General features: G+C 61.0%; 13 protein-coding genes. All 13 read left to right on the forward strand.

Translation table 11 applies throughout. The annotated features are described in order from the left end of the window. Positions 1–31: 31 nt before the first annotated feature. The 13 genes from CUR33_RS15040 to kdpB all read left to right on the forward strand — a co-directional run bounded on the left by CUR33_RS15040 (position 32) and on the right by kdpB (position 13,531). Positions 32–379, forward strand: coding sequence for a DUF4389 domain-containing protein (locus tag CUR33_RS15040; RefSeq protein WP_090253357.1), 348 nt, complete (start codon positions 32–34; stop codon positions 377–379). Between the two features lie 25 nt (positions 380–404). Further along, positions 405–869 (forward strand): phosphohistidine phosphatase SixA, encoded by a 465-nt coding sequence (gene sixA, locus CUR33_RS15045; RefSeq protein WP_289240168.1) that lies wholly within the window; start codon positions 405–407, stop codon positions 867–869. A gap of 114 nt (positions 870–983) precedes the next feature. After that, complete coding sequence (locus tag CUR33_RS15050) at positions 984–2,648, forward strand: AMP-binding protein (RefSeq protein WP_289240169.1); 1,665 nt, start codon at positions 984–986, stop codon at positions 2,646–2,648. 67 nt (positions 2,649–2,715) lie between these two features. Next, the gene (locus tag CUR33_RS15055; RefSeq protein ID WP_167144737.1) at positions 2,716–3,162 is read left to right on the forward strand and encodes a hotdog fold thioesterase; all 447 of its coding nucleotides are present in this window, start codon (positions 2,716–2,718) and stop codon (positions 3,160–3,162) included. Positions 3,163–3,308: 146 nt separating this feature from the next. Next, positions 3,309–4,118 (forward strand): alpha/beta fold hydrolase, encoded by an 810-nt coding sequence (locus tag CUR33_RS15060; RefSeq protein WP_167144736.1) that lies wholly within the window; start codon positions 3,309–3,311, stop codon positions 4,116–4,118. Further along, positions 4,115–4,978 (forward strand): alpha/beta fold hydrolase, encoded by an 864-nt coding sequence (locus CUR33_RS15065; protein WP_289240170.1) that lies wholly within the window; start codon positions 4,115–4,117, stop codon positions 4,976–4,978. Before CUR33_RS15060 ends, CUR33_RS15065 begins: the two co-directional genes overlap by 4 nt. Before the next feature lie 51 nt (positions 4,979–5,029). Then, positions 5,030–5,692, forward strand: coding sequence for a glutathione S-transferase family protein (locus tag CUR33_RS15070; protein ID WP_090253376.1), 663 nt, complete (start codon positions 5,030–5,032; stop codon positions 5,690–5,692). Then, entirely contained in the window at positions 5,689–6,501 is an 813-nt protein-coding gene (locus CUR33_RS15075) for a DUF4892 domain-containing protein (protein WP_289240171.1), read from the forward strand. The genes CUR33_RS15070 and CUR33_RS15075 overlap by 4 nt, the downstream gene beginning before the upstream one ends. Before the next feature lie 90 nt (positions 6,502–6,591). Next, entirely contained in the window at positions 6,592–7,671 is a 1,080-nt protein-coding gene (locus CUR33_RS15080) for an AI-2E family transporter (RefSeq protein ID WP_289240172.1), read from the forward strand. 244 nt (positions 7,672–7,915) lie between these two features. Continuing rightward, on the forward strand, positions 7,916–9,460 hold the full coding sequence (locus CUR33_RS15085; protein ID WP_289240173.1) for a YdgA family protein: 1,545 nt from the start codon (positions 7,916–7,918) through the stop codon (positions 9,458–9,460). Positions 9,461–9,668: 208 nt separating this feature from the next. Continuing rightward, positions 9,669–9,758: a K(+)-transporting ATPase subunit F gene (gene kdpF / locus CUR33_RS15090; RefSeq protein ID WP_090253391.1), complete on the forward strand. Its 90-nt coding sequence runs from the start codon at positions 9,669–9,671 to the stop codon at positions 9,756–9,758. 8 nt (positions 9,759–9,766) lie between these two features. Further along, a complete protein-coding gene (gene kdpA, locus CUR33_RS15095) occupies positions 9,767–11,467 on the forward strand; it encodes a potassium-transporting ATPase subunit KdpA (RefSeq protein ID WP_289240174.1) in 1,701 nt (566 codons plus the stop codon). A gap of 12 nt (positions 11,468–11,479) precedes the next feature. Continuing rightward, a complete protein-coding gene (gene kdpB / locus CUR33_RS15100) occupies positions 11,480–13,531 on the forward strand; it encodes a potassium-transporting ATPase subunit KdpB (protein ID WP_289240175.1) in 2,052 nt (683 codons plus the stop codon). Positions 13,532–13,568: the final 37 nt, after the last annotated feature.

Raw genomic sequence — 13,568 nt, forward strand, 5'->3', positions numbered from 1 at the left:
TCACCTTACTAGACCCTGCAAGGAGATGAGCATGAGTGATGGCAATCAGGAACTGCAGCGCGAATCGATTCTGCTGCGCATCCTCTGGATGGTGATTTTCACCATCGTTTGGCAACTGGCGGAAATCCTCTTGGGCGCTGTGGTGTTGCTGCAACTGGGTTACCGCCTGTTTTACGGTGCGCCGAATGCCGGCCTGCTGGGCTTTGGGGACAGCCTGAGCCAGTACCTGGCGCAGATCGGTCGCTTTGGCACCTTCAACACTGATGAAAAGCCTTGGCCGTTTGCTGACTGGCCAACCCCGCAAGCACCACAAGGTGAGACCCCGCACAGCATTCCTCCGGCGGCCCACCCGGTGCGCGACGAAGAGCCAAAGCTTTGAGTCGTCGGCTTATTGGGGCAAGCCTGTGAAGCTCTGGCTACTGCGCCACGGTGAAGCCGAACCGACTGCGCGCACTGATGCCGAACGCAACCTGACTGCCTATGGTTGGCAGCAGGTGCGTGAGGCAGCTGCGCAGTTGCTAGGGCGGCCGCTGCAGGCTGTATTGGTCAGCCCCTATGTGCGCGCTCAGCAGACTGCGGACCTGGCCTGCGAAGTCTTGGCCTTTAGCGGTATCCGGCAGACCGTGCCCTGGCTAACGCCGGAGAGTGATCTGCGCCAAGCGCTGCGGGAACTGGACGGTTATGCGTTCGACGAGCTGTTGCTGGTCACCCATCAGCCGCTGGTTGGCGCCTTGGCGGGCCTGCTGATTCACGGCCACCGCCAGCAACCGCTGCCGATGAACACAGCCAGTCTGGCGTTGCTGGAAGGTGATGAGCTGGCCGCAGGGTTGATGGAATTGTCTGCCCACAAGCATCCAAGTCGTTCCTGACGCCTCACTACACACCGAAACATTTCTCCTCTTGCGGGCCGCCTTTGTGCGTGGAATAGTCCAACCAAGCAATTGCTTGGTTGGCTCCACAAAAACAACAAAGGAGGAAGCCCTGTGGCTGATGCAATCCGTTTGCCGCTTGAGGTGTTTTATGAGCGCGAGGCTCGGCACCCGAATAAACGCTACATGGTGCAGCCGCTGCCAGGCGGTCAGCTGCAGGAACTGAGCTGGGCCGACGTCGGCGAGCAGGCGCGCCGTGCGGCCAACTGGCTGCGTAGCCGCGAACTGCCGCAGGGCAGCCGCATTGCGATCATTTCCAAGAACTGTGCGCACTGGATCGTCACCGATCTGGCGATCTGGATGGCTGGGCACGTCTCTGTGCCGCTCTACCCCAATCTCACTGCCGAGTCGGTAGGCCAGGTGCTGCGCCACTCAGAGGCCGCGCTGGTGTTCGTCGGCAAGCTGGATGATTGGCCAGCAATGGCTCCCGGTGTGCCGCAGGATGTGCCAACCATCGGCCTGCCATTGCGTCCGCAGGGCGAGTTCAGCTTTACCTGGGATGACCTGCAGGCCTGCACGCCGATTCAGGACAACCCCAAGGCGGCTGCCGATCAGCTCGCCACAATCATCTATACCTCCGGTACCACCGGTACGCCGAAAGGGGTGATGCATCACTTCAGCAATTTCGGCTTTGCCGCCAGCCACGCCACTGAGCTGTTTGGCGTTGGCGAGAATGACCGAGTGCTTTCTTACTTGCCGCTGTGCCATGTGGCCGAGCGCATGTTTGTCGAGCTGGCATCCATTTACGCTGGGCAGACAATCTTCTTTGCCGAGAGCCTGGAAACCTTCCTTGAAGACCTCAAGCGCGCGCGGCCGACGGTGATGTTTGGCGTACCGCGTATCTGGACCAAGTTCCAGATGGGCGTCTACAGCAAGATGCCAGCCGAGAAGCTGGATTTCCTGCTCAAGCTGCCAATCATCGGCCGCATCATCGGCAAAAAAGTGCTGGTTGGTCTGGGCTTGGATGCCGTGCGCTACGCCCTGTCTGGCGCCGCGCCGGTGCCCGAAGCGTTGCTCAACTGGTACAAGCGCCTGGGCTTGGATGTGCTGGAGGTGTACGGCATGACCGAGAACTGCGGTTACTCCCATGTGTGCCGGCCGGGCAAGTTCAAACAAGGCTGGATCGGTCAGAACAGCCCTGGCGTCGAAGTGCGCATCGCCGAGGATGGCGAAGTGCAGGTGCGCAGCGGTGCGACCATGCAGGGCTACTACAAAGATCCTGAGAAAACCGCAGAAACCATCACGTCCGATGGCTTTCTGCGCACCGGTGACAAAGGCGAGCAGGACAGCGAAGGCAATCTGCGCCTGACCGGTCGGATCAAGGAAATCTTCAAGACCAGCAAAGGCAAGTACGTTGCCCCAGCGCCGATTGAGAATCTGCTCGGCGAGCACTCACGCATTGAACAGGTGTGCGTGGTAGGCGATGGCATGCCACAACCCATGGCACTTTGCGTACTGTCCGATGTGGGGCGCAGTGAGGCTTCCAGCGGGCGTGGCGAGTTGGAGAGTAGCTTGAAGAAGTTGTTGGAGGACGTTAACCAAAGCCTCGACAAGCATGAGCGCCTGCAACGTCTGGTGTTGGTCAAGGAGGTCTGGGCGGTTGAGAACGGCTTTCTCACGCCAACTCTGAAGATCAAGCGCGCAGTGGTCGAAGGCACCTATGGCGGGCGCTTCAGTGAATGGACCGAACGCAGTGAAGCGGTGCTCTGGCACGAGTGATCAGGTGTGTGGCCGGCATGCATCATGCCGGCCACGTTCTGGCTGAATCGACCCTAAAGGACTGACTATGGCCCTCTGGCAGCAAACTCCGAACCTGGCTCAGCTCAATGGCTTTCTGAAGAACACCATTGGTGAGCAACTTGATATCCGTTTCGATGCCTTCGATGACGAGTCGTTGACCGCCAGCATGGTGGTCGATGCACGTACTCATCAACCTTACGGCCTGTTGCATGGCGGTGCCTCGGTGGTACTGGCGGAAACCCTCGGTTCCACCGCCAGCCACCTGTGCATCGACAGCAGCAAGTTTTACTGCGTCGGTCTGGAAGTGAACGCCAACCACCTGCGTGGCGTGCGCAGCGGTCGGGTCACCGCGGTAGCTCGGCCGGTTCACCTAGGGCGTACCACCCATGTCTGGGACATCCGTTTGACGGGTGAGGATGGCAAGGCCAGCTGCATTTCCCGGCTGACCATGGCCATTGTGCCGCTTGGGGAGAATGGCCCTGCGCTGCGTTAATCCGTAAAGCCCGCCACTGCCGCTCCGGCTGGCGGGCCTCCCATCAGCTTTGGCTATAGTGCCGTCATTCACTGGCCGTTTTGTCATTGCTGCATCTCAAACACTGCCGGACAATCATCGGCAACTTTCCAGATAAGCCCGCCGCCATGACCCAGTCCGTGTTCTTCGCCCATGCCAACGGCTTTCCCTCGGCTACCTACGGCAAGCTGTTTGCCGCACTAGCGCCTGACTATTCGGTGCAGCACCTGGAGCAACATGGGCATGACCCGCGTTTTCCGGTGAATGACAACTGGAGCAATCTGGTTGATGAGCTGATCCATCACCTTGAGGCTAACCAGCAGCCGGTCTGGGGTGTGGGGCATTCGCTGGGCGGCGTGCTGCATTATCACGCCGCGTTGCTACGCCCCGAGCTTTACCGTGGAGTGGTGATGCTTGATTCGCCAGTCCTGACCCTGGCGGACAAGATGGTGATTCGCGCGGCCAAACGCTTTGGCTTTATCGACCGCATCACCCCGGCCGGACGTACCCTGGGGAGGCGTGAAGAGTTTATTGACCTGGCCGAGGCTCGCGGATATTTCGCAGGCAAAGGGCTATTCCGTCGCTTCGACCCTGAGTGCCTGGACGCCTATGTGCAGCATGGCCTGCAGGCCTCGGGTAATAGCCTGCGCCTGCGGTTTGATCCCGCCACGGAAATCAGTATCTACCGCAGCGTGCCGCATACCAGCCCAGGGCGGCCGCAGCAGCTCAAGGTGCCGCTGGCCATGGTGCGCGGCCGGCATAGCCGGGTGGTGATGCCGCATCATGCCCACTTGGTTCGCCGTGTTCCCAATGGTGAGTACCTGACGCTGCCCGGTGGGCATATGTTTCCCCTGGAACGTCCGCAAGACACTGCCGAATTGCTAAAAAAGCTGTTCCAGCGTTGGGACGGTCAACCTGTCAGTGAGCAACACGCATGAGCCTGCATTTCGAAGAAGTCCGCCTACGGTTGCCGCATATCGAACTGGCCGCCCATCTGTATGGCCCGGAAGACGGTATACCGGTGATTGCCCTGCATGGGTGGTTGGACAATGCCGCCAGTTTTTCCCGCCTGGCTCCGCTGTTGACAGGGTTGCGTATTGTGGCCCTGGATTTTGCCGGCCACGGTCATTCCGATCACCGCCCGCCAGGCGGCAGTTACGCCATCTGGGACTATGCCCACGATGTGCTGCAGGTCGCCGAGCAGTTCGGCTGGCAGCGCTTTTCCCTGCTCGGGCATTCCATGGGCGCAATTGTCTCGGTGCTTTTGGCCGGAGCGATGCCGGAGCGAATCGAGCGTCTGGCACTGATCGATGGGCTGATTCCCTACACCGGTGAGCCGGACACGGCGCCGCAGAAACTCGGCGAAGCGCTCAAGGCGCAGCTGGCCCTGGCCGGCAAGAGCAAGCCGGTATATGCCGAGTTTGACCGGGCTGTGGAAGCGCGTATGCGCGGGGTAGGGGCGGTCAGTCGTGAGGCCGCAGAATTGCTCGCCCAGCGCGGCCTGATGCCGGTGCCTGGCGGGTACACCTGGCGCACTGACAGCCGCCTGACGCTGCCGTCGCCACTGCGTCTGACCCACGCCCATGCCCTAGCGTTTGCACGTAGTCTGCAGTGTCCGGCCAAACTGGTGATGGCGCAGCAAGGCATGTTGCTCGCGCAGCCGAGTATTACTCAGCTGGTCGAGGGCCTGGCCATCGAGGTGGCGCAGCTGCCTGGCGGCCATCACCTGCACCTGGATGACGACGTAGGTGCGGGCTTGGTAGCAGACTGTTTCAAAGCTTTCCTGGGCGCGCCTTGACTTGCTAAAGGCAACTGGGGAAAGGTGTGGGTGATACCCACGGAGATTCGCATGATCGACCTGTATACCGCCGCCACCCCCAACGGCCATAAAGCGTCCATCGCACTGGAAGAGTTACAGCTGCCCTACACCGTGCAGGCTTTGAGTTTCGATAAGCAGGAACAGAAGACTGCGGCCTTTCTCAAGATCAATCCCAATGGCCGTATTCCGGCGATTGTCGACCGCGCTAATGATGATTTCGCCGTGTTCGAATCCGGCGCCATTCTGCTGTATCTCGCCGAGAAAACCGGCCAGCTGCTGCCCAGCGACGCCAAGGGCCGCTCGCGGGTGATCCAGTGGCTGATGTTCCAGATGGGGGGTGTTGGCCCGATGCAAGGTCAGGCCAACGTGTTCTTCCGCTATTTCCCGGAGAAGCTGCAGGGGCCTATTGACCGATACCAGCGCGAAACCCGTCGTCTGTATGAAGTGCTTGATACGCGCTTGAGCGAATCGCAGTACCTGGCCGATGACTACAGTATTGCCGACATTGCCACCTACCCATGGGTGCGTATTCATGACTGGGCAGGCGTCTCTGTTGACGGCCTTGAGCATCTGCAGCGCTGGATGGCTGAGCTGGCTGAGCGTCCTGCCGTACAGCGTGGTTTGCTGGTGCCGCAGCGCGAAGAGGACGGCGCGAAAATCGTCAAAGCGGCCCAGTCGATGTTGATCAAATGAGCCGTCTCAGTATTTATGGCCTCGGCATCAGCCTGTTGCTGGCCACTGCCGTTGTCCGGGCCGATGTCGCAGGTAGTCAGGACCTCGACGTGCTGCCGCGTTTTGCCGGGAGCAAGATTGTCAGCTTCAAGGACGTTGCCGAACAGGAGCGTATCTACCCGCAAGGGGCGATTCGGCGTATCAGTGGCACCCTGCGTTACGAGCGCGAAGTGGCGGCACAGGGCCAGTTGACCGCCGTGACTTATGAACTGCCGCGCACCCATACGGCCAATGAGGCATTTGCCAAGGCCCGCGGTGATTTACAAGCCCAGGACGCCGAGTTGCTTTACTGGTGCGTGGGTCGTGAATGCGGTTCCAGCAGTCTATGGGCTAACGCGGTATTCAATAACGCTACCCTGACCGGTTCGGATGACCAGCAAACGTACGCATTGCTGCGTCTCGCTGAGCCACGTCAGGGCAGCTTGGTGGCGCTGTACAGCATCACCCGTGGTAACAAGCGCGCCTACCTGCATGCCGAGTTGCTCACGGCCAATGCGCCGTTGGGCGAAGTGTTGCCGACCCCAGCCACCCTGCAGCGGCAGCTGAAAAGCACCGGTGAACTGCGCCTGGCCAAGCAGGTTGAACCCAGCGCTGCCTGGATTGAACTGCTGGCACGTAGCCTTAAACTCGACAGCACCTTGCGTGTCACGATCAGCGGCGCCCAAGCCGAAGCCTGGCGCGATGCCCTGGTTGAGCAACGGGTGCGCGCCAGCCGTCTGGAGCTGGGTGACGCAGATGTGAGCGGCGTACAACTCAACGTGCTGCGCTAAGACGCTCCGCCCGGTACTCTTGTCGTTATGAATTGATCCGGCTCTGCCCTTCCAGGCAGAGCCTTTTGCGTTGTGCAGGGAGCTGTTTGGATGGCCAATAACGATCGTTTGCTGGTGCAGATACTCCTGTTGGTCTTGCTGGGCGCCAGCCTGTTGGTGTTGGCACCGTTTTGGTCGGCGCTGTTCTGGGCTGCGGTGTTGTCGTTTGCCAGCTGGCCGGTGATGCGCGTGCTGACGCACCTGCTCAATGGTCGTCAGGCATTGGCGGCGGGGTTGCTGACCCTGGCTTGGACCGTCGTGGTGGCCGTGCCTTTAGTCATGCTGGGCTTCAACCTGGCGGATCACATCAAGGATGTCACCGCGCTGCTCAAGGATTTCCAGGTCGAAGGGCTGCCGCCAGCTCCCGCCTGGTTGGCTGGCGTGCCGCTGGTGGGGGAGCGCTTGGTGGGCTTCTGGATGACCATCGACCAGCAGGGCGCGGCGTTTTTCGCCACTGTGCGGCCGTACCTGGGGCAGGTCGGTAACTGGCTGCTGGCGCGTAGTGCGCAGATCGGTGGCGGTATGGTGGAACTGGCCCTGAGCCTGATTCTGGTGTTCTTTTTCTACCGTGACGGGCCGCGTCTGGCTGCGTTTGCCGAAAGCCTGTTACAGCGTTTGATCGGTGATCGCGCTGAGCATTATCTGGAACTGGTGGCTGGTACCGTGCAGCGGGTGGTCAACGGGGTGATCGGTACTGCCGCGGCGCAGGCCATCCTGGCCTTTATCGGTTTCACCATCGCTGGCGTGCCTGGGGCGTTGGTGCTTGGCATCATGACCTTCGGCTTCAGCCTGATCATGATTCCTCCGTTGATCTGGGGGCCAGCCGTGGCCTGGCTGTTCTGGCAGGGCGAAGTCGGTATGGGATTCTTCCTGCTGGTTTGGGGCTTCTTTGTGATCAGCGGCGTCGACAACATCCTTAAGCCGTACCTGATCAGCCGTGGCGGTAACCTGCCCTTGATCGTGGTGTTGCTCGGGGTGTTCGGCGGCATTCTGGCGTTCGGTTTTATGGGGCTGTTCCTTGGCCCAACATTGCTGGCCGTGGCTTACAGCCTGCTCAGTGATTGGGTCGGTAGCCCTGTCGTCAACACCACGGTCAGCAGCGTTGAATCGCCAGAGAAGCCCGTCAGCTGACTGTTCATTACGGCTGCACAGCTGTTCGAGCCGGTTGGCATTTTCGCTAAATTTCCGCGGCGGCGCCTTGGTCGCCTGTAGCCGGGGTGGTAGCCTTGCGGCGCTTCGCGACCACGCCTTGGCTTGCGCAGCCAGGCGTTGTGCGCATGCCCGACGTCGCGCCTCAAACCGCCACACTGCCGTGCAGTGATTGACGCGGTAGCAGGGAAGCCCCACCCCATAACGGACACGCAGGATATCCCCCATGAAGAAAATAGTTGGCAGCGCCCTGGGCGCAGTTGTCGTTCTAGGCGTACTGAGCACCGCCGGTGCCTGGTACACCGGTCAGCAGCTCCCCGCCGTGTTGGAAACCTCGATCAAGCAGGCCAACGAGGACATGGGTAAAACCCTGCCGGCCCTGGGCCTTAGCGCCACTATTGAGCTGGTTTCTCTCGAACGCCAGCTGTTCAGCAGTAACGCGCGCTACCGCATTCAGTTTGCTGGCAGCCTGGATGGCGAGTCGCCGAGCAACTTCGAGTGGTTCGTCACTGACCACATTGAACACGGGCCTTTCCCGCTGTCACGGCTGCAAGCTCTCAAATTGCTACCCGTTATGGCCACCAGCAACTACGCCCTGGAGCGCAGCCCGGAGCTGGAAAAATGGTTCGCCAGTAGCCAAGGTGGAGCGCCGTTGCAGGGCCAGGTAAGTCTTGGTTATGACCGTTCGATGAGCGGCAACCTGCGCGTACAACCCTTGCAGATGGCGCTGGATGAGCAGACCCAGATTGATTTCAGTGGCTTGCAAATCGATTTCGACAGCAGCGCGAATGTCGAGGCAATCAGTGCCAATGGCGTGATGGACAGCTTCAAGGTCACCTCAACCCTGTCCACCGATGAGAGCATGCGCCTTGAGTTCAAGGGCATGGACCTCACCAGTAATTCCCGCAAGGGCGTCAGCGACTTCTACCTGGGGCAGAACGAGGTGCGCTTGCAGCAGATCGAGCTGCAGGTTGGCGAGAACGCCCCCATCCTGTTCAAGGATTTCGTCCAGCGCGATGAAACCAGCGAAGCCAACCAGCAGCTGTCCGCGCGTTACAGCTATGACATCGGCATGGTCAGCTACCAAGGTACCGACATTGGCTCTTCGCAGATGCTCTGGACCGTGAAAAACCTTGATGCAGCCGCCCTGAAATCGATGATCGAGCTGTATAGCACACTGCTGCAGAGTGGCAAGGTCGACACTGAAAGCGGTATGCCGGAGCTGACCGACGCGCAGACTGCGCAATTCAAGACTGATCTGGAAAAACTGCTGGCCGGCAAACCGGGCCTGGCTCTGGAAAAACTGGCGTTCAAAACTGCCAATGGCGAGAGCAGCTTCAGCTTTGGCTTGGACCTGGACAAGCCGGTGTCCTTCGACCTGCCGGCGCCTGAACTGGCCAAGCAGTTGATTGCCCAACTGGATGCCAAGTTGCTGGTGTCCAAGGCGATGATTGCCGATGTGATTGGTGTACAGGCCACTCTGGCCGGGGAAACCGACAAGGAAGCGATTGCCCAGCAGGCGGCGATGGTCGGTGAAATGGCCAGTGGCATGGCGGTGGCCAGCGAACTGGCAGTGGTGCAGGGGCAGGACATCAGCTCCAGCCTGCATTACGCCAACGATCAGGTGACCTTCAATGGCAAGCAGATGACTGTGGAGCAGTTCGTCGCGCTGGCCATGAGCAGTGGCGGTGGTTTGGCGGGCATGGCCCCTGAAACCCCGGCCGAGGAAATGCTGCTGGACGAAAGCGAGGCTCAAAGCCCCATTCAGTAACGCCTTCAGCGCTACGCCCTAGGCGTAGCGAGCGCCACATACGGCCAGACGACCTGTAAAGCAGGGCGCCTGGCCGTTTTTGTTTGTCCACGGCCTGCGATCTTTACGCTTTCTTTATGCCGGGCAGCATCGCCCGCACTCGTTCCTTTACGCCCTGGTTGCCGACAATTTGCCCTAAGCGGTAGCCACCGCAATAAGGAGCAAACACATGAGCATTCTCGACGGGGTGTCCCTGGGCCTGGCCTTGGGACTATTCATTTATTTGCTGGTTGCGCTGTTGCGCGCTGATCAGGCGTAGGAGCGCATATGCACAGTTACGATTTCACTTTGATCCTGGCGTTCTTCGTCCTGGTTCTGCTGCCGGCGCCCTTTATCGGGCGTTACCTGTACCGGGTGATGGAAGGCGAGAAAACCTGGCTCAGCCCCGTGCTGCAGCCGGTCGAGCGGCTGTGCTACCGGATTGCCGGTGTCGATAGTAACCGCGAGCAGGACTGGAAAACCTACAGCCTGGCGTTGCTGGCCTTCACCCTGGTCAGCCTGTTGACGCTGTTCGCCATCCTTATGCTGCAAGGCGGCTTGCCGCTCAACCCGCAGCAATTGCCGGGTCTGGAATGGACCCTGGCGTTCAACACCGCAGTGAGCTTCGTCACCAATACCAACTGGCAGGCCTACAGCGGTGAAGCCTCGCTCAGCTACTTCAGCCAGATGGTTGGCCTCGGTGTGCAGAACTTCGTCAGTCCGGCGGTCGGCCTGGCCGTGCTGGTGGTGTTCTGCCGCGGCATCGCCCGGCGTTCGAGCAATAGCGTCGGCAACTTCTGGGTCGACCTGACCCGTGCCACGCTCTACGGCCTGCTGCCGTTCTGCCTGGTTCTGGCGCTGTTTCTGGTGTGGCAGGGCGTGCCACAAACCTTCCTTGAATACGTCACTGCGCACACCATCGGCGGCACCGATCAGGTTGTGCCACTTGGGCCTGCAGCCAGCCAGATTGCCATCAAGCAGCTGGGTACCAACGGCGGCGGTTTCTTCGGCGTCAACTCAGCGCATCCGTTCGAGAACCCCACGGCCTGGAGCAACCTGTTCGAGGTGGCCTCGATCATCCTGATTCCCGCTGCGCTGCTGTTCACCTTTGGCCATTACGTCAAAGACCTGCGCCAGAGCCGCGCGCTGTTGGCCTGCATGCTGATTTTGTTCAGTGTCGGTCTGGGCGGCACCCTGTATGCCGAGCATCAGCCGAACCCTGCGTTGGCCGCATTGCCGATTGAGCAAAGCGGTTCGCTGGAAGGCAAGGAGAGCCGCTTTGGCACCACGGCCTCGGCGTTGTGGGCGGTGACTACCACGGCCGCCTCCAACGGCTCGGTCAACGCCATGCACGATAGCTTCAGCGCGCTGGGCGGGATGATCCCGATGTTCAACATGATGCTCGGCGAAGTGATCTTCGGCGGTGTTGGCGCGGGGCTCTACGGCATGTTGTTGTTTGTGCTGATCGCGGTATTTCTCGCCGGCCTGATGATCGGCCGCACCCCGGAATACCTCGGCAAGAAGCTTGAAGCCCGCGAAGTGCGCTTGCTGGTTGCCACATTGCTGGTAATGCCGGTTGGCGTACTGGTACTCGGCGCCCTGGCGGCCAGCCTGCCGGGCCCAGCGTCCTCTGTAAGTAACCCAGGCGCCCACGGCTTCAGTCAGATTCTTTACAACTACACCTCCGGTGCGGCCAACAACGGCTCGGCCTTTGGCGGCTTCGGTGCCAATACGCCGTACCACAACCTGATGATTGGTCTGGCCATGCTGCTCGGTCGCTTCGGCTACATCCTGCCGATCCTGGCGATTGCCGGCAGCCTGGCGGCGAAGAAGCGCGCGCCGGTGGGCAGCAACAGCTTCCCGACCCACGGCCCGCTGTTCGTCACCCTGCTAACCCTGACCATTCTGTTGGTCGGTGGCCTGACTTTCCTGCCGGCACTGGCCTTGGGCCCGATTGCCGAGCACATGACCATGTTCCAGGGCTTCTAAGGGAGAACCATGATGAATGCCCGTATTGAACCGGCGCTGAACAGCGCCCAGCAACACCCGAAAACCTCGATCGCCGCGTTGTGGAAACCGGCGCTGCGCCAGGCCTTCGTCAAGCTAGACCCACGCCAGTTGGTGCGCTCGCCAGTGATGCTGGTGGTTGAACTGACGGCTGTGGTCACCACCGTGCTGTGCTTTATACCCAACCCTCAGGTCTCCACCGGCCTGGCCGTGCAGATTGCTTTGTGGCTGTGGTTTACCGTGCTGTTTGCCAACTTTGCAGAGGCCCTCGCCGAGGGTCGTGGCAAGGCCCGTGCCGACAGCCTCAAGGCTGGCAGCCAGGGGCTGAATGCGCGGCGCAAGAATGGTCAGAAGTTTGAAACCGTGGCGGCCAGCAGCCTGCGCCGTGGCGATATCGTACGCGTCGAGGCCGGCGAATTGATCCCTGGTGACGGCGAAGTCGTCGAAGGCATCGCCGCAGTCAACGAAGCGGCGATTACCGGCGAATCCGCGCCGGTGATCCGTGAGTCCGGCGGCGACCGTTCGGCCGTGACCGGCAACACGCGAGTGGTCTCCGACTGGTTGCTGGTGCAGATCACTGCCAATCCAGGCGAGTCGACCCTTGACCGGATGATCGCCCTGGTCGAAGGTGCAAAACGTCAGAAAACGCCCAACGAAGTGGCGCTGGATATCCTGCTGATCGGCCTGACCCTGATCTTCCTGCTGGTGGTGGCGACGCTGCAGCCGTTCGCTCGTTTTGCCGACGGCGACCTGCCGCTGGTGTACCTGGTGGCGCTGCTGGTGACGCTGATTCCCACCACCATCGGCGGCCTGCTCTCGGCCATTGGTATCGCTGGCATGGACCGCCTGGTGCGTCTGAATGTGATCGCTAAGTCCGGCCGCGCGGTGGAAGCGGCGGGGGACGTGCATGTGCTGCTGCTCGACAAGACTGGCACCATCACCTTCGGTAACCGCCGTTGCAGCGCGCTGTACAAAGCGCCGGGGGTATCCGGCAAGCAGCTTAGCGATGCGGCGTTGCTGGCTTCGCTGGCGGATGACACCGCAGAAGGCAAGTCGATTGTCGAATACCTGCGTGCGCTGAATACCATGGTTGAGCCTGAGCGCAGTGCGATCAAATCGATTGCCTTCAGTGCCGAGACGCGCCTGTCCGGCGCCGACTACAACGGCCACAGCTACCGCAAGGGTGCAGTGGATGCGGTGCTGCTTTATCTGGGCATCCAGCGCAGCGACGTGCCGCCGGTATTGGCCCGTGAAATCGAAAAAATCGCCCAGAGTGGCGGTACTCCCTTGCTGGTAGCCGGTGACGGTCAGTTGCTCGGCGCCATTCATCTCAAGGACGTGGTCAAGCCGGGTATTCGTGAACGCTTTGCCGAGCTGCGCGCCATGGGCATCCGCACCGTGATGGTGACCGGCGACAACCCGTTGACCGCAGCCGCCATCGCCGCAGAAGCGGGTGTCGATGACGTGATCGCCGAAGCCACCCCGGAGAAGAAGCTGCAACGCATCCGCAGTGAGCAGGCCGAAGGCAAGATGGTCGCGATGTGCGGCGACGGTGCCAACGACGCACCGGCGCTGGCCCAGGCTGACGTTGGCCTGGCGATGAACGATGGTACTCAGGCGGCGCGTGAGGCGGCCAACCTGGTTGACCTCGACAGTGACCCGACCAAGCTGCTCGACGTTGTGCAGGTGGGCAAGGAGTTGCTGGTGACCCGCGGCGCGCTGACCACCTTCTCGGTGGCCAACGATGTGGCCAAGTACTTCGCCATCCTCCCGGCGCTGTTTACCGGCATCTACCCGCAGCTTGGCGCGCTCAACCTGATGCAGCTGCACAGCCCGCAGAGCGCGATTCTCTCGGCGATTGTGTTCAACGCGCTGATCATCGTCGCGTTGATTCCGCTGGCCCTGCGTGGGGTGCGCGTGCAGGCCGCCGATGCTGCCAGCCTGCTGCGCCGCAACCTGTTGATCTACGGCCTGGGCGGCCTGGTGGCGCCCTTTGTCGGGATCAAGCTGATTGATCTGCTGTTGGTGGCCGTCGGCCTCGTTTAACCAACTGCGATCCGTAGCCCGGATGAACTCCGGGCCC

It is taken from the genome of Pseudomonas sp. FEMGT703P, from assembly GCF_002786345.1.
Taxonomy (GTDB): domain Bacteria; phylum Pseudomonadota; class Gammaproteobacteria; order Pseudomonadales; family Pseudomonadaceae; genus Aquipseudomonas; species Aquipseudomonas peli.

Bases quoted from the DNA above. Each gene is read 5' to 3' on its own strand.
- kdpA (WP_289240174.1), top strand. From the start codon at position 9,767: ATGCACAGTTACGATTTCACTTTGATCCTGGCGTTCTTCGTCCTGGTT.
- CUR33_RS15080 (WP_289240172.1), top strand. From the start codon at position 6,592: ATGGCCAATAACGATCGTTTGCTGGTGCAGATACTCCTGTTGGTCTTG.
- kdpF (WP_090253391.1), top strand. From the start codon at position 9,669: ATGAGCATTCTCGACGGGGTGTCCCTGGGCCTGGCCTTGGGACTATTC.
- CUR33_RS15075 (WP_289240171.1), top strand. From the start codon at position 5,689: ATGAGCCGTCTCAGTATTTATGGCCTCGGCATCAGCCTGTTGCTGGCC.
- kdpB (WP_289240175.1), top strand. From the start codon at position 11,480: ATGAATGCCCGTATTGAACCGGCGCTGAACAGCGCCCAGCAACACCCG.
- CUR33_RS15070 (WP_090253376.1), top strand. From the start codon at position 5,030: ATGATCGACCTGTATACCGCCGCCACCCCCAACGGCCATAAAGCGTCC.
- CUR33_RS15085 (WP_289240173.1), top strand. From the start codon at position 7,916: ATGAAGAAAATAGTTGGCAGCGCCCTGGGCGCAGTTGTCGTTCTAGGC.
- CUR33_RS15060 (WP_167144736.1), top strand. From the start codon at position 3,309: ATGACCCAGTCCGTGTTCTTCGCCCATGCCAACGGCTTTCCCTCGGCT.
- CUR33_RS15055 (WP_167144737.1), top strand. From the start codon at position 2,716: ATGGCCCTCTGGCAGCAAACTCCGAACCTGGCTCAGCTCAATGGCTTT.
- CUR33_RS15065 (WP_289240170.1), top strand. From the start codon at position 4,115: ATGAGCCTGCATTTCGAAGAAGTCCGCCTACGGTTGCCGCATATCGAA.
- CUR33_RS15040 (WP_090253357.1), top strand. From the start codon at position 32: ATGAGTGATGGCAATCAGGAACTGCAGCGCGAATCGATTCTGCTGCGC.